15 protein-coding genes and 1 pseudogene are annotated in these 20,218 nt (G+C 60.7%); 12 read left to right on the plus strand and 4 right to left on the minus strand.

Annotated elements, in window-relative coordinates:
• Positions 1 to 3 precede the first annotated feature (3 nt).
• A complete protein-coding gene (locus AC1DIS_RS02180; RefSeq protein WP_064618184.1) occupies positions 4 to 498 on the plus strand; it encodes a hypothetical protein in 495 nt (164 codons plus the stop codon).
• Between the two features lie 81 nt (positions 499 to 579).
• Here the strand turns inward: AC1DIS_RS02180 and AC1DIS_RS02185 are convergent, their stop codons facing one another.
• Both AC1DIS_RS02185 and ccoN read right to left on the minus strand, forming a co-directional pair.
• The gene (locus tag AC1DIS_RS02185) at positions 580 to 801 is read right to left on the minus strand and encodes a hypothetical protein (RefSeq protein WP_064618182.1); all 222 of its coding nucleotides are present in this window, start codon (positions 799 to 801) and stop codon (positions 580 to 582) included.
• Between the two features lie 15 nt (positions 802 to 816).
• The gene (gene ccoN / locus AC1DIS_RS02190) at positions 817 to 2,244 is read right to left on the minus strand and encodes a cytochrome-c oxidase, cbb3-type subunit I (protein ID WP_477780735.1); all 1,428 of its coding nucleotides are present in this window, start codon (positions 2,242 to 2,244) and stop codon (positions 817 to 819) included.
• A gap of 264 nt (positions 2,245 to 2,508) precedes the next feature.
• On the opposite strand from ccoN, the gene AC1DIS_RS02195 reads away from it, so the two are divergent.
• The 4 genes from AC1DIS_RS02195 to AC1DIS_RS02210 all read left to right on the plus strand — a co-directional run bounded on the left by AC1DIS_RS02195 (position 2,509) and on the right by AC1DIS_RS02210 (position 6,520).
• Positions 2,509 to 4,182, plus strand: a complete 1,674-nt coding sequence (locus AC1DIS_RS02195; protein ID WP_477743001.1) for a nitrite/sulfite reductase — start codon at positions 2,509 to 2,511, stop codon at positions 4,180 to 4,182.
• Complete coding sequence (locus AC1DIS_RS02200; RefSeq protein ID WP_018926147.1) at positions 4,179 to 4,673, plus strand: DUF934 domain-containing protein; 495 nt, start codon at positions 4,179 to 4,181, stop codon at positions 4,671 to 4,673. The genes AC1DIS_RS02195 and AC1DIS_RS02200 overlap by 4 nt, the downstream gene beginning before the upstream one ends.
• Before the next feature lie 86 nt (positions 4,674 to 4,759).
• Positions 4,760 to 5,728 carry a hypothetical protein gene (locus AC1DIS_RS02205; protein WP_477780736.1) on the plus strand — a complete coding sequence of 323 codons (969 nt, stop codon included), beginning with the start codon at positions 4,760 to 4,762 and terminating at the stop codon, positions 5,726 to 5,728.
• A 120-nt stretch (positions 5,729 to 5,848) separates the two neighbouring features.
• Positions 5,849 to 6,520: a DUF3313 domain-containing protein gene (locus tag AC1DIS_RS02210; protein WP_019650018.1), complete on the plus strand. Its 672-nt coding sequence runs from the start codon at positions 5,849 to 5,851 to the stop codon at positions 6,518 to 6,520.
• Positions 6,521 to 6,579: 59 nt separating this feature from the next.
• Here AC1DIS_RS02210 and AC1DIS_RS02215 read toward each other — a convergent pair whose 3' ends face one another.
• Together AC1DIS_RS02215 and AC1DIS_RS02220 are read right to left on the minus strand one after the other, a co-directional pair.
• The gene (locus AC1DIS_RS02215; RefSeq protein ID WP_018926144.1) at positions 6,580 to 6,717 is read right to left on the minus strand and encodes a hypothetical protein; all 138 of its coding nucleotides are present in this window, start codon (positions 6,715 to 6,717) and stop codon (positions 6,580 to 6,582) included.
• Positions 6,718 to 6,975: 258 nt separating this feature from the next.
• A complete protein-coding gene (locus AC1DIS_RS02220) occupies positions 6,976 to 7,401 on the minus strand; it encodes a YciI family protein (protein WP_192350688.1) in 426 nt (141 codons plus the stop codon).
• 181 nt (positions 7,402 to 7,582) lie between these two features.
• On the opposite strand from AC1DIS_RS02220, the pseudogene AC1DIS_RS02225 reads away from it, so the two are divergent.
• The 7 genes and pseudogenes from AC1DIS_RS02225 to AC1DIS_RS02255 all read left to right on the plus strand — a co-directional run.
• Positions 7,583 to 7,879 (plus strand): annotated as a pseudogene (locus AC1DIS_RS02225) (polyketide cyclase); the annotation flags it as partial.
• A gap of 149 nt (positions 7,880 to 8,028) precedes the next feature.
• Entirely contained in the window at positions 8,029 to 8,529 is a 501-nt protein-coding gene (tpx, locus tag AC1DIS_RS02230) for a thiol peroxidase (RefSeq protein ID WP_018926141.1), read from the plus strand.
• Positions 8,530 to 8,695: 166 nt separating this feature from the next.
• The gene (locus AC1DIS_RS02235) at positions 8,696 to 10,012 is read left to right on the plus strand and encodes an MdtA/MuxA family multidrug efflux RND transporter periplasmic adaptor subunit (protein WP_477780737.1); all 1,317 of its coding nucleotides are present in this window, start codon (positions 8,696 to 8,698) and stop codon (positions 10,010 to 10,012) included.
• Entirely contained in the window at positions 10,009 to 13,113 is a 3,105-nt protein-coding gene (locus AC1DIS_RS02240; protein WP_477743003.1) for an MdtB/MuxB family multidrug efflux RND transporter permease subunit, read from the plus strand. The genes AC1DIS_RS02235 and AC1DIS_RS02240 overlap by 4 nt, the downstream gene beginning before the upstream one ends.
• Entirely contained in the window at positions 13,110 to 16,217 is a 3,108-nt protein-coding gene (locus tag AC1DIS_RS02245) for an efflux RND transporter permease subunit (RefSeq protein ID WP_477780738.1), read from the plus strand. The genes AC1DIS_RS02240 and AC1DIS_RS02245 overlap by 4 nt, the downstream gene beginning before the upstream one ends.
• Entirely contained in the window at positions 16,214 to 17,695 is a 1,482-nt protein-coding gene (locus AC1DIS_RS02250) for an efflux transporter outer membrane subunit (protein WP_018926137.1), read from the plus strand. The genes AC1DIS_RS02245 and AC1DIS_RS02250 overlap by 4 nt, the downstream gene beginning before the upstream one ends.
• A 259-nt stretch (positions 17,696 to 17,954) precedes the next feature.
• On the plus strand, positions 17,955 to 20,036 hold the full coding sequence (locus AC1DIS_RS02255) for a putative bifunctional diguanylate cyclase/phosphodiesterase (protein ID WP_477780739.1): 2,082 nt from the start codon (positions 17,955 to 17,957) through the stop codon (positions 20,034 to 20,036).
• Positions 20,037 to 20,218 lie beyond the last annotated feature (182 nt).

Genomic DNA, 20,218 nt, shown 5'->3' on the forward strand with positions numbered 1-20,218 from the left:
GCAATGGACGACGTACAGCAACTGGGCGAGATGCTTCGCCACTACGCAGAAAGCGAAGCGCACAAGAAGCAACTGTTTGAAGCGCAATCGGCCGTGTGGGCGACGCGCATCGGGGAGTTGTTCGATCAGATCCAGCAGTGGCTGGCACCGGTCCTGGCACCGAACCTGCTGGAAGTGAGCCGCGAGGCGTATGTCGCATCCGGGCCGAGTGTGCCGGTGGAGACGTCGACGTTCAAGACCGAGAAACTGAGCGTCGTTATCGCCGGCAAACCGGTGGAGTTTGTGCCGGACGTGATGGGCGTTGGTGGGCAGATTTCCCTTGCCGTGATGGGGTTGACCGCGGCGCGCTATGGCAGTATTTCGCTGGTGTGCCTGCCACCGTCCAGCGCCTGGCAATGGCGCAAGACCAACGGCCTGAAAGATCCGGACACCTTTGCCTTCGATGCAAACTTTTTGGCGCAGCAACTGCAGAGCCTGATTCCCCGCGAGCGCAACTAATGTCCATGTGATCGACACTCAACCCTGTGGGAGCGGGCTTTTGTGGCCACAAGCCCGCTCCCACAGTGAATTGGGTGTACCTCAGATTTCGAGGTTGCCCCAGCCAGGTTTCAACTCTTGCGGCGCTACCGCTTTCACTCTCTTGCCGGTAGCCAATTCCACCCGCCGCGCCACCTCGGGGTCATCGGCAAACGGAATCAGGCTGGCATCGTCCAGGCTCTCGGTCGTCTGCTGTTTCAAGCAGTATTCGATCGCCAGCCAAAGCCCCAGCACGCCCAATAGATTCAATGCCATTTCGATCATGTCAGGCTCCTTGCCTCAGGCATACTGCGCTTCAAGTTCGGCCATCTTCACATCCGCAACCCGCACCGTACGCCACACGTTATACGCCATCAGCAGCATGCCGCTGAGGAAGAACACCCCGCCGACAAACCGCACGATGAAGCCTGGATGACTGGCCTGCAACGCCTCGACGAACGAGTAGGTCAGCGTGCCGTCGTCGTTGATCGCACGCCACATCAAGCCCTGGGTGATGCCGTTGACCCACATGGACGCGATGTACAGCACGGTGCCGATGGTCGCCAGCCAGAAGTGCAGGTTGATCAGCGGCACGCTATGCATTTGCGTGCGGCCGAAGACTTTCGGRAYCATGTGRTASAKCGCRCCGAWGGWRATCATYGCCACCCARCCGAGSGCGCCGGCGTGMACGTGGCCGATGGTCCAGTCGGTGTAGTGGGAGAGGGCRTTGACCGTCTTGATCGCCATCATCGGCCCTTCGAAAGTCGACATGCCGTAGAAGGCCAGGGACAGCACGAGGAAGCGCAGGATCGGGTCGGTACGCAACTTATGCCAGGCCCCCGACAGCGTCATCATGCCGTTGATCATACCGCCCCAGCTCGGCGCCAGCAGAATCAGCGACATCGCCATGCCCAGGGACTGCGCCCAGTCCGGCAGTGCGGTGTAGTGCAGGTGGTGGGGACCGGCCCAGATGTACAGGGTGATCAGCGCCCAGAAGTGCACGATCGACAAGCGATAGGAATACACCGGCCGACCCACCTGTTTCGGCACGAAGTAATACATCATCCCGAGGAACCCGGTGGTGAGGAAAAAGCCCACCGCGTTGTGCCCGTACCACCACTGCACCATGGCGTCGGTGGCCCCGGAGTACACCGGATACGACTTGAACCAGTCCACCGGAATCGACAGGTGATTGACCACGTGCAGCATGGCGATCACCACGATGAACGCGCCGAAGAACCAGTTGCCGACGTAGATATGCTTGGTCTTGCGGCGCACCACGGTGGTGAAAAACACGATGGCATAGGCGAGCCAGACCACCGTCATCCACACCGCGCCGGAGAACTCGATCTCGGCGTATTCCTTGGTGGTCGTGTAGCCCAGCGGCAGGCTGATCAGCATCACCACGATCACCGATTGCCAGCCCCAGAAGGTGAATGCAGCGAGTTTGTCCGAGAACAGCCGAACCTGGCAGGTGCGCTGCACGGCGTAGTAACTGGCGGCGAATTGCGCACTGCCGGCAAAGCCGAAAATCACCAGGCTGGTGTGCAGCGGGCGCAAGCGGCCGAAGGTGGTCCACGGCAGGTCGAGGTTCATCTCGGGCCATACCAGTTGCGAGGCGATCCATACCCCCATCGCCATCCCGACGACGCCCCATACCACGGTTGCCACGACGAATTGGCGGACGACCTTGTAGTTATAGGCCAGTCCGATTGTTGCTGTGCTCATGGTCAGTTCTTCCACGGTTGCAAAGTCTTGCCAGGCCACCCGGTCTGGCATGCGATGAACTGTAGAAACCCTGCCGGAAACAAAACAGTCTCAGGAAACTTTCATTTATACGGATCAGATGTGGGGCATGCCTGCGGCCATCAGTCGCGTCCTGATACGGTTTTTTAGTGTTTAGCTGAATCTGTAACGTGCTGTGCCGCAGGTTCATAGTCGCTACCTCGAGAGCGAGCCGCAGAGCCCGATCAATCCTGATGAGGTAGCCACATGTATCAATACGATGACTATGACCGGGCCCTGGTGTTCGAGCGTGTTGCGCAGTTTCGCGATCAGGTCGAACGTTTCATGGCCGGCGAATTGAGCGAAGAAGAGTTCCTGCCCCTGCGTTTGGAGAATGGCCTGTATATGCAAAAACACGCCTACATGCTGCGCGTGGCGATTCCTTACGGCACCCTGAGCGCCAGGCAAATGCGCACTCTGGCGAGCATTGCCCGGGACTACGATCGTGGTTACGGCCACTTCACCACCCGGCAAAACATGCAGTTCAACTGGATCGAACTGGCCCAGGTCCCGGACATCCTCGAACGCCTGGCCCAAGTGGAAATGCACGCGATCCAGACCTCCGGCAACTGCGTGCGCAACATCACCACCGAAGCCTTCGCCGGCGTTGCGGCGGACGAGCTGATGGACCCGCGTCCGCTGGCGGAGATCCTGCGGCAATGGTCGACCATCAACCCGGAATTCCTGTTCCTGCCGCGCAAGTTCAAGATCGCCATCTGTTCGGCGAAACAGGACCGCGCGGCGATCATGATGCATGACATCGGTCTTTATCTTTATTGCGACGACAGCGGGCAAATGCTCTTGCGGGTGATCGTTGGCGGCGGGTTGGGGCGTACGCCGATTCTCGGTCTGCAGATTCGCGAAGGCTTGCCGTGGCAGCATTTGCTGTCTTATGTCGAGGCGGTGCTGCGGGTCTACAACCGCCACGGGCGGCGCGATAACAAGTACAAGGCGCGGATCAAGATTCTGGTCAAGGCCTTGGGGATCGAAGCGTTCGCCAAGGAAGTGGAGGAGGAGTGGCAACACCTCAAGGACGGCCCGGCGCAGTTGACCGACGTCGAGTATGAGCGTGTCGCCAGCGCCTTTGTGCCACCCGATTACCGTTCACTGGCCGGCACCGACCTGGACTTCGGCACGCGCCTGGCCGAGCACTCGGCGTTCGCCCGTTGGGTGGCGCGCAACGTTCAGCCGCACAAGGTGCCGGGTTACGCCAGCGTGGTGCTGTCGACCAAGCCGGGTATCGCCGCGCCGCCGGGGGATGTCACGGCCGAACAAATGGAAGCGGTGGCGCTATGGTCCGAGCAATTCGGTTTCGGCGAAATCCGCATCGCCCATGAACAGAACATCGTCCTGCCGGACGTGCCCAAGGCAGACCTTTATGCGCTGTGGTGCCTGGCCTGCGAGCAAGGCCTGGGGAGTGCCAACATCGGCTTGCTGACTGACATCATCGCTTGCCCCGGCGGCGACTTCTGCGCCCTGGCCAACGCCAAGTCGATCCCCATCGCGCAAGCGATTCAGGCACGTTTCGACGATCTGGACTACCTGCATGACCTGGGCGACATCAGCCTGAACATCTCCGGCTGCATGAACGCCTGCGGCCATCACCACATCGGCAACATCGGCATCCTTGGCGTCGACAAGAACGGCAGCGAGTGGTACCAGATCACCCTCGGCGGCGCCCAGGGCAAGGACAGCGCGTTGGGCAAGGTCATCGGCCCGTCCTTCAGTGCCGCCGAAGTGCCCGATGTGATTGAACGGATCATCGGCACGTTCGTGCGCTACCGCGAGAGCGAAGAACTGTTCGTCGATACCCTGGCGCGCATCGGTCTGGAGCCATTCAAGGAACGGGTTTATCCAAAGGTGCTGGAGGTGTCGGCATGAACAATCTGCTGCGTTTGCGAGAGGGCGGTGCCGAGTGGGTGCGCGATGACCCGTGGCAGTTGATTCGTGAAACGACCGGTGAACCGCCGGCCGGGCCGCTGATCCTGCCGTTACCCCAGTGGCTGGCCCTTAACGCCGACACCACAACCGCGCTCGAAGGTGTCTGGCTCGGTCCTGACGACGAAGTGACAAATCTGATTCCGTGGTTCCCCGACCTGCCGCTGATTGCCCTGGACTTCCCGAGTTTTCGCGACGGACGTGCCTACAGCCAGGCCTATCTGTTGCGCACGCGATTCGGATGGCAAGGCGAATTGCGCGCGATTGGCGATGTGCTGCGCGATCAACTCAGCCACATGCGCCAATGCGGTTTCGACAGCTTTGCCGTGCGTGAAGACAAGTCTGCCGAAGATGCGCTGAAGGGACTGGCGGGGATGAGCGTGTTGTATGGGCGTTCGGTGATCGAGCCGCGGCCGTTGTTTCGGCGGCGGTAGGGCATCGAGATCTTTTGCTTGGGCCAATGATGGCATTTTGATAGAGTCCGCGTCTCATAAGGAGTTGGTGAAGAAAGGAGTCTGGTTTGGGCGCGGGCAAGAAGATTTTAGGGTTGATAGCGCTGTTGCTGATGGCGGCCCTGTGGGGCAGTTATTTTTATGTGTTCAAAGAGAACCGTAACGGCCAGCTCGGGGATGCGTTCGACAGCTACGCCTGGTGCGGCACGCCGCCGGCCAGCGATAGCGGCGGGTTGGGCAAGGATCAACTGTCGCTGCGCATCACCAACAACGTTCGCGGCGAGTTCATGCTCTCGGGGGCGGTTGTCGTTTCCGAGCGAACCTTTGATCGCTACGACCTGGGCCGCAACGAACTGCGGCTGCGCATGGAGCCGCTACAGTGGTCCTACGGCGTTGCGCCGATTTTCATGGAACAGGTCAAGATCAAACCCCTGAGCCGTAACCTGTCTTCGGTCAACAAAAGTGCCTACGCCGAACTTGAGTCCCGGCCCATCGACGTCCAGGGGCGGGCGACCGACTTTCCGTTCGACACCTACCGCTACGGTTACAAACCGGTGTTGTACTACCTCAAGGGTAATGAGCGCGTCGACCTGCGCTTCAAAAACGTCACCACCAGCATGCAGATGTCCAACACCTTTACGCCGATCCAGAAGTACAACCGTGTCGAGTACATCAACGAGAAAAATTCGCTGATCAGTGAGCAGGACTACAAGCCCTACGGCGCCAACGAATGCGCGTTCAGCGTCGAGCGCAAGGGCTCGTTCAAGGTGATTGTGTTGCTGTTGTTGCTGGTGATGTGCCTGCCGCTGCTGCACGTGTTCTATCGCGACGAGCCGGGCATCGACTTTCTCGCGACGCTGGTGAGTATTGGCGCGATCCGGGTGTTCCTGGTGGGGCCGTTGAACGATTTCCAGTTGTACACCCTCGATTTCCTGTTCGGCGCGGTGATCATCCTGGTGGGCACGGTATCGTTGATCAAGGCGRTGCGGGCCAATAGCCGGCGGGAGTTGGCAGCGAAAAGCGGGTCTTCGTGGTGATTGCCGCGACCGTGGCGAGAGCTGAAAATTGTGATTTTCGATACAAAAACGCCGGGCATTAGCTATACCTGTAACTCTCGTAGGCAATACCGTTGCCGTCCTTCTGACAGGAGTTAAAGCATGAAGCTTGCGTTAATGATGAGCACACTGTGCATCGCCTCTCTCGGGGTGGCGGGTTGCGCCAGCAAAGTCGTCGAGCCAGACCAGTACTCCGGCTTTCTCAAGGACTACAGCCAGCTCAAGGAAGCCAAGTCGCCATCGGGCGCCGTGGTGATGCGCTGGGTCGATCCCAAGCTCAACGTCAACAAATACACCAGTGCCTACATCGAGCCGACTCAGCTCTATCCCAAACCGCAGCCGACAGCGAAAATCCCTCAGACCACGTTGAACGGCATCACCAGCTACTACGATCAAGCGCTCAAGCGCGAACTGGGTAAATCCCTGCCACTGGCCAGCGGCCCCGGCCCAGGCGTGATCGTGGTACGTGCGGCGATCACCGCCGTCAGCAGCAAGACCGAAAGCCTCAAGCCATATGAAGTGATCCCGATCGCCCTGGTGGCAGCGGCCGTCACCACCGCCAGCGGTGCTCGCGATCAGCAAACCGATCTGGCCACCGAAGCGGTGTTTCTCGACGGCGGCACCAACAAAGTCATCGCCCAGGTGGTGCGCAAGGGCACCGGCAAACCGCTGGAAAACGAAGCTCAGGTGATGAAAGCCGATGACGTGAAAAACGTGATCGATGGCTGGGCTTCGGACATGAATCAGTCGTTTGTAAAATTCAAGTCCAAGTAACGCGGGTTTATTGTTCGCGCAAGATCGTTCCCAGGCATGGGAACGATCAATCCCCTTGGCTATTCCCCCGGGATGTCGGCCGGTATGACAGTGAGCGCAACCGGCGCCGCATGACTTTGCATTGTCTGGGCACCGACACCACAACTGGCGAAAAGCGCCATCAGGCTGAATCCCGCAACGCGAAGCAAACCTTTCATAGACGTTTCCTCATTTTCCGAAGATGACATTCGGTCTGGCCTGCATGAAGGCTTTTTTTACTCTAGCAGGTGGTTGTCGCGTCAACGGGTTTGCTTGTTGAATTGAAGATCCATTCGCGGGCAAACCACGCTCCCACAGGTATTGAGTGAGCCTTGGCTGATTTGCCAACCACAATCTCCTGTGGGCATGGGCTTGCTCGCGAAGAAGGATTGTCAGTCAACATCACTGTTGAATGCTGAGTCGCGCGTAGGTGTGCTTCATTGCTTCTTCGCCTGTGCCCGCACGCGCTCTTCCTGTTCACGCAGTTCCGGGGTGAACTCGGCACCGAAATCTTCGGCCTCGAACACCTGGCGAATCTCGATCTCGGCCTCTGTACCCGGCATCGGGTTGGGGCAGCGCTTGACCCACTCGATCGCTTCCTCTTTCGACTTCACCTGCCACAGCCAGTAGCCGGCGATCAGCTCTTTGGTTTCGGCGAACGGGCCATCGATCACTGTGCGTTTATCTCCCGAGAAGCGCACACGGGCACCTTTACTGCTGGGCTGCAGGCCATCGCAGTCGATGAGGATGCCGGCCTTGGCCAGTTCCTCGTTGTAATTGCCCATTGCGGTCATCAGTTCTTCGCTGGGCATCACGCCGGCCTCGGAATCGGGGCTGGCTTTTACAATGATCATGAATCGCATGGTCTTGTCTCCGTTGAAGTTGAGTGATTCATTGCATAGTCGAATGGGCGTGACTTGAATCGACAACGCACCTAAACAAAAATTGTCCTTTTCGTTTTAGTCGATGTTGTAGAGAACAGATGTATTTTCGACATCCTCCTCGCGATCAAATATTCCTGTGAGACCCATCCAACGACCAACGGAAGGTGCCCCCCAGTTCCGCTTCAGGCACTGGATGTTCAACCTGATCCCGTCGAACTGGACGGTGGTGATCCGGGAGGTCGGCGATACGCATTTCATCGATGAAATGCTCAAGGGGCCGCTGCGCGCCTTTCGTCATGAACATTGGGTGGCGGCGGGAGAGGGCGGTACGCTGTACACCGACCGCGTGACCTATGCGGCGATTGGCGGTGCTTTGACTGAAGGGCTGCTGGTGAATGCCTGCATGCGGCGGATTTTCGCGGCGCGGCACCGCAATATGCTGCGGTTGCTCGGGTAGTGCACGTGCATCCAGCCCTGTGGAATTGCAGGTTTGCCTCTCCCGCCACTCATGACAATTTGTGTTTTTGCATAGGTCCCCGGCTCATTTCGTGGTTAACTTCGGCCTCGTCAAAATTCTCTACATCAACGTTCAGAAGGACTCCGTTCATGGCTCAAGTCACTCTTAAAGGCAACCCGGTTCAAGTCAACGGCCAACTGCCACAAGCCGGTTCCCAGGCGCCAGCCTTTTCCCTGGTTGCCGGCAATCTGTCCGACGTGACCCTGGCGAGCTTCGCCGGCAAGCGCAAAGTGTTGAACATCTTCCCAAGCGTCGACACCCCGACCTGCGCCACCTCCGTGCGCAAGTTCAATGCCCAGGCCAATGACGTGGCCAACACCGTGGTGCTGTGCATCTCGGCTGACCTGCCGTTCGCCCAAGCCCGCTTCTGCGGTGCCGAAGGCCTGGAAAACGTGCAGAACCTGTCGACCCTGCGCGGTGCCGAGTTCAAGGAAAACTACGGCGTGGCCATCGCCGATGGTCCACTCAAAGGCCTGACCGCCCGTGCCGTCGTGGTTCTGGACGAAAACGACAAGGTCCTGCACAGCGAACTGGTCAAGGAAATCGCTGAAGAACCGAACTACGACGCAGCGCTCGCCGTTCTGAAGTAAGCAAAGTTTTACAATTGTTAACGGCCTGGCCCTGTCCAGGCCGTTTTCATTTGTGTCCTAACTTCCTGTTACGTAAGCCAAAGGTAAATTGCCGGTAAAGGCGCTTTGCTTAATACCCGCCAGTGCTTATCGTTCAGCCTCCCGTAGAAAAAAGCGCACGCGCCCAATGGTTGATCATTCCATGCAATCCTCCGCTTCCCGCAATCCTCGTCGCTGGCTGTTCGGCCTGCTTGTCCTGTTGGTCATCGTCGGCCTGTGCTGGAAGTTCTGGCCCGCTGGCAGCAGCCCGAAGGAGGGCGCAGGGCAGAAAGCCGTTGCCGGGCATACCGGTCGGTCGGGGGGGATGCGTCCAGGATTCGGCGGGGCGACGGGACCGGTTCCGGTGCGCGTGGCGCCGGTGGTCAAAGGCGATTTTCCGCTGTATTACAAGGCGCTGGGCACGGTCACGGCGCTGAACACCATCAATGTGCGCAGCCGCGTCGGTGGCGAACTGGTCAAGGTCTATTTCGAAGAAGGGCAGATGGTCAAGGCGGGTGACCTGCTGGCCGAGATCGATCCACGTCCTTATCAGAATGCCTTGCTCCAGGCCGAAGGCACCTTGCTGCAGAATCAGGCGCAATTGAAAAACGCCCAGGTCGACGTCGAGCGTTATCGTGGCCTGTACCGCGAAGACAGTATCGCCAAGCAAACCCTGGACACCGCCGAAGCGCTGGTCGCCCAGTATCAGGGTACGGTCAAGACCAATCAGGCGGCGGTCAACGACGCCAAGCTCAATCTCGAATTCACCAAGATCCGCGCTCCGATCACCGGGCGTGTGGGTCTGCGGCAGCTGGACGTCGGCAACCTTGTGGCGGCCAACGACACCACGGCGCTGGTGATCATCACCCAGACCCAACCGATCAGCGTGGCCTTTACCTTGCCGGAAAACAGCCTGGACACCGTGCTGACCCGCTATCGCACCGGCGCCAAGCTGCCCGCCGAAGCCTGGGACCGCGGCGACACCCAATTGCAGGCCACCGGCGTGTTGCASAGCCTCGATAACCAGATCGACGTCACCACCGGCACCCTGAAATTCAAGGCCCGCTACGAGAACCGCGATCAAGCGCTGTTCCCCAATCAGTTCGTCAACGTGCACCTGCTGGCCGATACCCTTAAAGATGTGGTGCTTGCACCCTCGGCGGCGATCCAGTTCGGCACCAACGGCACATTCGTCTATGCGCTGGACGGCGACAAGAAGGTCACCATCCGCCAGTTGAAAGTCGGCGCCAGTGACGGGGAAAACACCGTGATCACCGAAGGCCTGGCCATCGGTGATCGGGTGGTGCTGGAAGGCACCGACCGCCTGAAGGACGGCAGTGAAGTGGAGGTGGTCAACGACAGCAAGGATGTACCGACCACTCCGACCGAACATCTGCAAGGCAAATCGGCGGCGACCCCAGGCGAGCCGGCGGCCACCGACAAGGCGAAAAAGGGCGGCGCATGAACATCTCGCGGCTGTTCATCCTTCGCCCGGTCGCCACGACCCTGAGCATGCTGGCCATTATCCTGGCCGGTGTGATCGCTTATCGGCTGCTGCCGGTGTCGGCATTGCCCCAGGTCGATTACCCGACCATCCGCGTCATGACGCTCTATCCCGGCGCCAGCCCGGATGTCATGACCAGCGCCGTGACTGCGCCGCTGGAGCGTCAGTTCGGCCAGATGCCCGGCCTGACCCAGATGGCTTCGACCAGTTCCGGCGGCGCTTCGGTGCTGACCCTGCGGTTCAGCCTCGACATCAACATGGATGTCGCCGAGCAGCAGGTGCAGGCGGCGATCAACGCCGCGACCAATTTGCTGCCCAAGGATCTGCCCGCGCCGCCGGTGTACAACAAGGTCAACCCGGCGGATACCCCGGTGCTGACCCTGGCCATCACTTCCAAAACCATGCTGCTGCCCAAGCTCAATGACTTGGTCGACACCCGTATGGCGCAGAAAATCGCCCAGATCAGCGGCGTCGGCATGGTCAGCATTGCCGGCGGTCAGCGTCAGGCGGTGCGGATCAAGGTCAACCCCGAGGCCCTGGCGGCCAACGGCCTGAACCTGTCGGACGTGCGCACCTTGATCGGTGCCTCCAACGTCAACCAGCCCAAGGGCAATTTCGACGGCCCGACCCGGGTGTCGATGCTCGACGCCAACGACCAGCTGACGTCGCCCAAGGACTACGCCAACCTGATTCTGGCCTATAAAAACGGCGCGCCGTTACGGCTCAAGGACGTGGCACAAATCGTCGATGGCGCCGAGAACGAACGCCTGGCGGCATGGGCCAATGAAAACCAGGCCGTGCTGCTGAACATCCAGCGTCAGCCCGGCGCCAATGTCATCGAGGTGGTCGACCGGATCAAGGCCTTGCTGCCGAGCATCACCGACAACCTGCCGGCCGGCCTCGACGTCACGGTGCTCACCGACCGCACCCAGACCATCCGCGCCTCGGTCACCGACGTGCAACACGAACTGCTGATCGCCATCGCCCTGGTGGTGATGGTCACGTTCCTGTTCCTGCGGCGGGCCAGTGCCACGATCATTCCGTCGGTGGCGGTGCCGCTGTCGTTGATCGGCACCTTCGGCGTGATGTACCTCGCCGGGTTTTCGGTCAACAACCTGACCCTGATGGCGCTGACCATCGCCACCGGTTTCGTGGTGGATGATGCGATCGTCATGCTGGAGAACATTTCCCGCTTCATCGAAGAGGGCGACAGCCCGCTGCAAGCGGCGCTCAAGGGTGCCAAGCAGATCGGCTTCACCCTGATTTCCCTGACCCTGTCGTTGATCGCGGTGCTGATTCCGTTGCTGTTCATGGCCGACGTGGTGGGGCGTTTGTTCCGCGAGTTCGCGATCACGTTGGCGGTGGCGATCCTGATTTCGCTGGTGGTGTCCCTGACCCTGACGCCGATGATGTGCGCGCGGTTGCTCAAGCGTGAGCCCAAGGAAAAAGATCAGGGCTGGTTCTACCGCTCCAGTGGCGCGACCATCGACTGGATGATCGCCGCCTACGGGCGCAAGTTGCAGTGGGTGCTCAAGCATCAGCCGCTGACCTTGCTGGTTGCCATCGGCACGCTGGCATTGACCGTATTCCTGTACATGGTGGTGCCCAAGGGTTTCTTCCCGGTGCAGGACACCGGGGTGATCCAGGGGATTTCCGAGGCGCCACAGTCGATTTCCTTCGCGGCGATGAGCGAGCGCCAGCAGGAATTGGCCAAGGTGATTCTGGCTGACCCTGCGGTCGAAAGCCTGTCGTCCTATATTGGCGTCGACGGTGATAACTCGACGCTCAACAGCGGCCGGTTACTGATCAACCTCAAGTCCCACGGCCACCGCAACCTGAGCGCCACCCAAGTCATTGCCCGCTTGCAACCGGAGCTGGACAAGCTGGTCGGCATTCGCCTGTTCATGCAGCCGGTGCAGGACCTGACCATCGAAGATCGGGTCAGCCGTACGCAGTACCAGTTCAGCATGTCGTCGCCGGATGCCGAGTTGCTTGGCTTGTGGAGCGGGCGTCTGGTCGAAGCCCTGGCGCAACGGCCGGAACTGACCGATGTCGCCAGCGATTTGCAGGACAAGGGTTTGCAGGTTTATCTGGTGATCGACCGCGATGCGGCGTCGCGGGTTGGCGTATCGGTGTCGAACATCACTGACGCGCTCTACGACGCCTTCGGCCAGCGGCAGATTTCCACCATTTACACCCAGGCCAGCCAGTACCGCGTGGTGCTGCAATCGCAGTCCGGCGAGAAGATCGGCCCCGATGCGCTGAACCAGATTCACGTCAAGACCACCGATGGCGGGCAAGTGCGCCTGTCCAGCCTGGCGCATGTCGAGGAGCGTCAGGCGCAGCTGGCGATCACCCACATCGGCCAGTTCCCGGCGGTGATGATGTCGTTCAACCTGGCGCCCGGCGTGGCGTTGGGGCATGCGGTGCAGATCATCGATCAGGTGCAGAAAGACATCGGTATGCCGATTGGCGTGCAGACCCAGTTCCAGGGCGCGGCCGAAGCGTTCCAGGCGTCGCTGTCGAGCACCTTGCTGCTGATTCTGGCGGCGGTGGTGACCATGTACATCGTGCTCGGCGTGCTCTACGAGAGCTACATTCACCCGATCACCATCCTCTCGACCTTGCCCTCGGCGGCGGTCGGCGCCTTGCTGGCGCTGCTGTTGAGCGGTAATGACCTGGGGATGATCGCGATCATCGGCATCATCTTGCTGATCGGTATCGTGAAAAAGAACGCGATCATGATGATCGACTTCGCCCTCGAGGCTGAACGTAATCAGGGCATGGACCCGCAGGCTGCGATCTATCAGGCGGCGCTGTTGCGTTTCCGGCCGATTCTGATGACCACCCTGGCGGCATTGTTCGGCGCGGTGCCGCTGATGCTCGCCACCGGTTCTGGCGCGGAGTTGCGCCAGCCGCTGGGTCTGGTGATGGTCGGTGGCTTGCTGGTGAGTCAGGTGCTGACGCTGTTCACCACGCCTGTCATCTACTTGTACTTCGACCGCCTCGGGCGGCGCTGGGGCCATAAGCCCGAGTCCGTGGAACCGGTAGAGCAGCCATGAACCTGTCCGGACCTTTCATCAAGCGCCCGGTCGCGACGATGTTGCTGAGCCTGGCGATCATGTTGCTGGGCGGCGTGAGTTTCGGCCTGTTGCCGGTATCGCCGCTGCCGCAGATGGATTTCCCGGTGATCGTGGTTCAGGCCAGTCTGCCTGGTGCGAGCCCGGAGGTCATGGCCTCAACCGTGGCCACGCCGCTGGAGCGTTCCTTCGGCACCATCGCCGGGGTCAACACCATGAGCAGCCGCTCCAGCCAGGGCTCGACCCGGGTGATTCTGCAGTTCGACCTGGACCGCGACATCAACGGCGCGGCGCGGGAAGTGCAGGCGGCGATCAACGCCTCGCGCAACCTGCTGCCCAGCGGAATGCGCAGCATGCCGACTTACAAGAAGGTCAACCCATCGCAAGCGCCGATCATGGTGCTGTCGCTGACCTCGGATGTGTTGGAAAAAGGCCAGCTCTACGATTTGGCCTCGACCATTTTGTCCCAGAGCCTGTCTCAGGTGCAGGGCGTAGGTGAAGTGCAGATCGGCGGCAGTTCGTTGCCGGCGGTGCGCATCGAGCTCGAACCCCAGGCGCTCAACCAGTACGGCGTGGCACTGGACGATGTGCGCACCACCATCGCCAACGCCAACGTGCGCCGGCCCAAGGGCTCGGTCGAAGACGGCCAGCGGTTGTGGCAGGTCCAGGCCAACGATCAACTGGAAAAGGCCAAGGATTACGAGTCGCTGATCATTCACTACGCAGACGGCGCAGCCCTGCGATTGAAGGATGTGGCCAAGGTCAGCGACAGCGTCGAGGACCGCTACAACAGCGGGTTCTTCAACGATGACGCGGCAGTCTTGCTGGTGATCAACCGCCAGGCCGGCGCCAACATCATCGAGACGGTCAACGAGATCAAGGCGCAGTTGCCGGCATTGCAGGCGGTGCTGCCGGCCAGCGTCAAGCTGAACCTGGCGATGGACCGTTCGCCGGTGATCAAGGCCACCCTGCACGAAGCGGAAATGACCCTGTTGATTGCCGTGGCGCTGGTGATTCTGGTGGTGTTCCTGTTCCTCGGTAACTTTCGCGCCTCTTTGATTCCGACCCTGGCGGTGCCGGTGTCACTGGTGGGCACGTTTGCGGTGATGTACCTCTACGGCTTCTCCCTGAACAACCTGTCGCTGATGGCGCTGATTCTGGCCACCGGGCTGGTGGTGGACGATGCCATCGTGGTGCTGGAGAACATTTCCCGGCACATCGACAAGGGCGTACCGCCGATGAAGGCCGCGTACCTCGGGGCGCAGGAAGTCGGCTTCACGCTGCTGTCGATGAACGTCTCGCTGGTGGCGGTGTTCCTGTCGATCCTGTTCATGGGCGGGATCATCGAAAGCCTGTTCCGCGAGTTTTCCATCACCCTGGCGGCGGCCATCGTGGTGTCGCTGCTGGTGTCGCTGACGCTGACGCCAATGCTTTGTGCGCGCTGGCTGAAGCCGCATACGCCGGGGCAGGAAAACCGTTTGCAACGCTGGAGCCAGCGGGCCAATGAGTGGATGGTCGGCAAATACGCCACCAGCCTCGACTGGGTGCTGCGTCATCGTCGACTGACCTTGCTCAGTCTGTTCGTGACGATTGGCGTAAACATTGCGCTGTATGTTGTTGTTCCTAAAACCTTTCTTCCCCAGCAAGACACCGGCCAGCTGATCGGTTTCGTGCGTGGCGATAATGGCCTGTCGTTCAGCGTGATGCAGCCGAAGATGGAAACCTTCCGCCGCGCCGTGCTCAAGGACAACGCGGTGCAAAGCGTTGCAGGGTTCATCGGTGGCAACAATGGCACCAATAACGCGTTCATGCTGGTGCGGCTCAAGCCGATCAAGGAACGCAACCTGTCCGCGCAGAAAGTCATCGAGCGTTTGCGCAAGGAAATGCCCAAGGTGCCCGGTGCGCAACTGATGCTGATGGCCGACCAGGACCTGCAATTCGGCGGCGGTCGCGAGCAGACCACCTCGCAGTATTCCTACATCCTGCAAAGTGGCGATCTCGGTGCGTTACGCGAGTGGTATCCGAAAGTCGTTGCCGCCTTCAAGGCCCTGCCTGAGCTGACGGCGATTGACGCCCGTGAAGGCCGTGGCGCCCAGCAAGTGACGCTGATCGTCGATCGCGATCAGGCCAAGCGGCTGGGCGTGGACATGAACATGGTCACGGCGGTGCTGAACAACGCCTATAGCCAGCGGCAGATTTCGACGATCTACGACAGCCTCAACCAGTATCAGGTGGTGATGGAGGTCAATCCGAAATACGCCCAGGACCCGGTCACCCTGAACCAGGTCAAAGTGATCACTGCCGACGGCGCGCGAATTCCGTTGTCGACCATCGCCCACTATGAGAGCAGCCTGGAAAACGACCGGGTCAGCCACGAAGGCCAGTTCGCTTCGGAAAGCATCGCCTTCGACATGGCCGAAGGGGTGAYGGTGGAGCAGGGCTCGGCGGCCATCGAGCGGGCGATTGCCAAACTCGGCCTGCCGGAAGACGTGATCGCGAAAATGGCCGGCACCGCCGACGCCTTCGCCGCCGCACAGAAGAGCCAGCCGTGGATGATTCTCGGCGCGCTGGTCGCGGTGTATCTGGTGCTGGGTGTGCTGTATGAAAGCTACATTCATCCGCTGACCATTCTTTCGACCTTGCCATCGGCCGGGGTCGGCGCGCTGCTGTCGATCTATGTGCTGGGCGGTGAGTTCAGCCTGATCTCCTTGTTGGGGCTGTTCCTGTTGATTGGTGTAGTGAAGAAAAACGCCATTCTGATGATCGACCTGGCGCTGCAACTGGAACGGCACCAAGGCCTGGAGCCGCTGGAATCGATCCGCAGTGCCTGCCTGCAACGGCTGCGACCGATTCTGATGACCACCCTGGCGGCGATCCTCGGTGCCTTGCCGCTGCTGCTGAGCCGCGCCGAAGGGGCGGAAATGCGTCAGCCGCTGGGCCTGACCATCATCGGCGGGCTGGTCTTCAGCCAGGTGCTGACCCTTTACACCACCCCGGTGGTTTACCTCTATCTCGACAAACTGCGCCATCGTTTCAACCGCTGGCGTGGGGTGCGTACCGATGCTGCTCTGGAAACTCCGCTATGACTGACCGTTCGCTTCTCAACCTGGCTGCACCGCTGATCACGGCCCGAGGCTCGCGTTTGCTGAGCCTGTCGCTGTGCGTGGCAATGCTCAGTGCCTGCGCCATCGGCCCGGATTACCAGCGCCCGCAAGCCGCCGCACCTGCGCAGTACAAAGAGGCGGCCGGCTGGCGTCAGGCCAACCCCAGCGATTCGTTGGCGCGTGGTGCCTGGTGGGAGCTGTATGGCGATCAGCAGCTCAACGGCCTGATCGAAAAGCTCAACAGCGCCAATCAGACCGTTGCCCAGTCCGAGGCCCAGTACCGTCAGGCCCAGGCCTTGGTGCGCAGTGCCCGTGGGGCGTTTTTTCCGACGGTGGACCTGACCGTCAGCAAGAACCGCTCCAGCCAGGGCACCGGCAGCAGCAGTTCGAGCCTGAGCAGTTCGTCCAGCGGTATCCGTGACACTTACTCGGCACAGGCCGGGGTCAGTTGGGAAGCCGATATCTGGGGCAAATTGCGTCGAGGCCTGGAAGCCGACACGGCCAACGCCCAGGCGAGTTTTGCCGACCTGGCGGCGATGCGCCTGAGCCAGCAATCGGAGCTGGTGCAGAACTACCTGCAATTGCGGGTGATCGATGAGCAGAAACGCCTGCTGGAAGCGACAGTCGAGGCCTATCAGCGCTCGCTGAAAATGACCGAAAACCAATACCGTGCCGGAGTTTCCGGCAAGGATGCGGTGGCCCAGGCCACCACTCAGCTCAAAACCACCCAGGCGGAGATGGTCGACCTGATCTGGCAGCGCGCGCAGTTCGAGAACGCCATCGCCGTGCTGATCGGCCTGCCACCGGCCGAATTCAGCCTGGCCGAAACCCCAGACATCCCGGCGCTTCCCCAGGTGCCGCTGAGCTTGCCTTCGCAGTTGCTGGAACGGCGCCCTGACATCGCCTCCGCCGAACGCTCGGTGATGGCCGCCAACGCCAACATCGGCGTGGCGAAGGCGGCCTACTACCCGGACCTGACCCTGAGCATGAACGGCGGCTATAGCAGTAGCACTTACGCCAACTGGATCAGCCTGCCGAACCGTTTCTGGTCGGTCGGCCCACAGCTGGCCATGACCCTGTTCGACGGTGGCCAGCGCTCGGCGGAAGTCGATCGCAGTGAAGCGGCCTACGACGAGACTGTCGCCAAATACCGCCAGACCGTGCTCGATGGTTTTCGCGAGGTAGAAAATTACCTGGTGCAGCTCAAGGTGCTGGAAGACGAAGCCGTCGTGCGCCAGGAAGCTCTGGATGCGGCGCGCGAGTCTCTTCGCTTGACCCGGAATCAGTACAAGGCCGGGTTGATCGCTTATCTGGATGTGGTGGTGGTTCAGGCTACGGCGTTGAACAACGAACGCAACGCGCTGAGCCTGTTGCAGAGCCGGCTGATTGCCAGCGTGCAGTTGATTGCCGCGCTGGGCGGTGGGTGGGACGGGCAGCTTCAGGTGAGTGACAAGCAATAACCCCATCCCTGTGACGAGGGAGCTTGCTCCCGCTCGGCTGCGAAGCAGTCGCAAACCGATTGATGCGTTTTGACTGAATGTACGCGTGAGCATCTTTGGGACGGCTTCGCCGTCCGGCGGGAGCAAGCTCCCTCGCCACAATCATCTTGATGGCCTTTTGATTACTTTGTGAGTGCGTTCGTCCGCGGAATCAGTACAATCGCCGGCTTTGCTCCCCGAGAACAAACACAGTATGGCGGGGGCTGTTGCGAGAAATCCCATGCTCATTGGTAGTTATTCCCTTACGCTGGTTTTCATATCGCTGTGCGTGGCGATACTGGCCTCTTATACCGCGCTTGACCTCACCGGACGCATCGCCACGGCCAAGGGCCGAGCGGTGCATTTAYGGACGGCGGGCGGCGCTTTTGCGATGGGCATCGGCGTGTGGTCGATGCATTTCATCGGCATGCTTGCGTTCACATTGCCGATCGACCTGGGCTACGACACCACCCTCACGGCACTGTCGCTGTTGATCGCGGTGCTGTCTTGCGGCTTTGCCCTTTGGCTGGTCAGTCAGCCACGGCTGCCGGCCTGGCAACTGGCGTTCGGCGCGCTGATCATGGGCGCGGGTATCAGCGCCATGCATTACACCGGCATGGCCGCCATGCGCATGCAGCCGGGCATCGATTACGACCCGACTCTGTTTGGCGCGTCGTTGCTGATTGCCGTCGGCGCGTCGGGCGCGGCGTTATGGATCGCTTTCCGCCTGCGCCAGCACACGCCGCATGTTCGCCTGTTCCGTGCGGGTGCTGCAGTCATCATGGGCATTGCCATCGTCGGCATGCACTACACCGGCATGGCCGCGGCGCGCTTTGCCGCCGGCAGTTTCTGTGGTGCGGCGGTCAGTGGTTTGAACGGCAAGGGGCTGGACAGCCTGGTGCTGATCACCACCTTGGCGATATTGAGCATCGCCTTGCTGACGTCGATCCTCGATGCCCGCCTGGAGGCTCGCACCGCGGACCTCGCCCACTCGCTGACCGTGGCCAACCGTGAACTCACTCAACTGGCCTTGCACGACACCCTGACCGGTTTGCCCAACCGCATGTTGCTGGCCGACCGTATCGATCAGGCCATATCGAAAGTGCAGGAGCAGGGCAGCTGTTTTGCGTTGATGTTCATTGATCTGGACGGCTTCAAACCGGTCAACGATGCGTTCGGCCATCACATGGGCGACCAGCTGTTGCGTGAAGTTGCACTGCGCCTGCGCGAAGACCTGCGTAGCCAGGACACCCTGGCGCGGATCGGCGGCGACGAGTTCGTGTTGCTGGTGCGCCTGAACGAGCCGAACGATGCGCTGAGCCTGGCGGAGCGTCAGGTCGGGTTGATTGCGCGCTCGTTCCGGGTCGCCGAACATGACTTGCAGATTTCCGCCAGTGTCGGCATCGCGCTCTATCCAGGCAACGGTCAGACGGCCGATGAGTTGCTGATGAACGCCGATGCCGCGATGTACCACGCCAAAGGCGCCGGGAAAAACGGTCATCGCTTCTTCGACGCCTCGATGAACAGCAACGCGCGCAAACAGCTGCAATTGCTCCAGGACTTGCGCAGTGCCGTCGATCAGCAACAGTTCAAACTTTATTACCAGCCCAAATTCGACGCCGGTCATGGCCGACCAGTGGGCGCCGAGGCGTTGCTGCGCTGGGAGCATCCGACCCTGGGCCTGCTGCAGCCGGACACGTTCATTGACCTTGCAGAGAAGACCGGGCTGATCATTCCGATTGGCGAGTGGGTGCTCAACGAGGCCTGCCGGCAGATGCGCGAGTGGTACGTGCTCGGTTACACCGATTGGCGTATCGCGGTGAACCTCTCGGCCTTGCAATTCTGCCACGCGGGGCTGGTGCAGAGCGTTGCCAGAGCCCTGGCCACCCATCATCTGCCGGCCAACAGCCTGACCCTGGAAATCACCGAAACCACCGCCATGAGCGACGCCGATGCGAGCATGACGGTGTTGCAGGAGCTGTCGGAAATGGGCGTCGACCTGTCCATCGATGACTTCGGTACCGGCTATTCGAGCCTGATGTACCTCAAGCGCCTGCCGGCCAATGAACTGAAGATCGACCGGGGTTTCGTCCGCGATCTGGAGCACGACAGCGACGACGCGGCCATTGTCTCGGCCATCGTCGCCCTCGGCCAGGCGCTGGGCCTGCGGATCGTCGCCGAAGGGGTGGAAACCGGCGTCCAGCAAGACTTCCTGACCCAGCTGGGCTGCGACTCGTTGCAGGGCTACCTGCTCGGGCATCCGCTGCCGGCCGATCGCTTCATGGTCGACATACACCGCGGGGAGCAATCGGCAACGGGCTGATTGATCCCTGTGGTGAGGAGAGCTTGCCTGTGGTGAGGGGGCTTGCCCCCGTTGGACCGCGAAGCGGTCCCTCTTCGATTTTTCATGTTCACCGAGTTGCCTGAATTTACGACTGCTTCGCAGCCGAACGGGGGCAAGCCCCCTCACCACAGCAAGCTCCCTCGCCACAGGTTTGTCATCAC

Source organism: Pseudomonas sp. 05N433 (assembly GCF_056396925.1).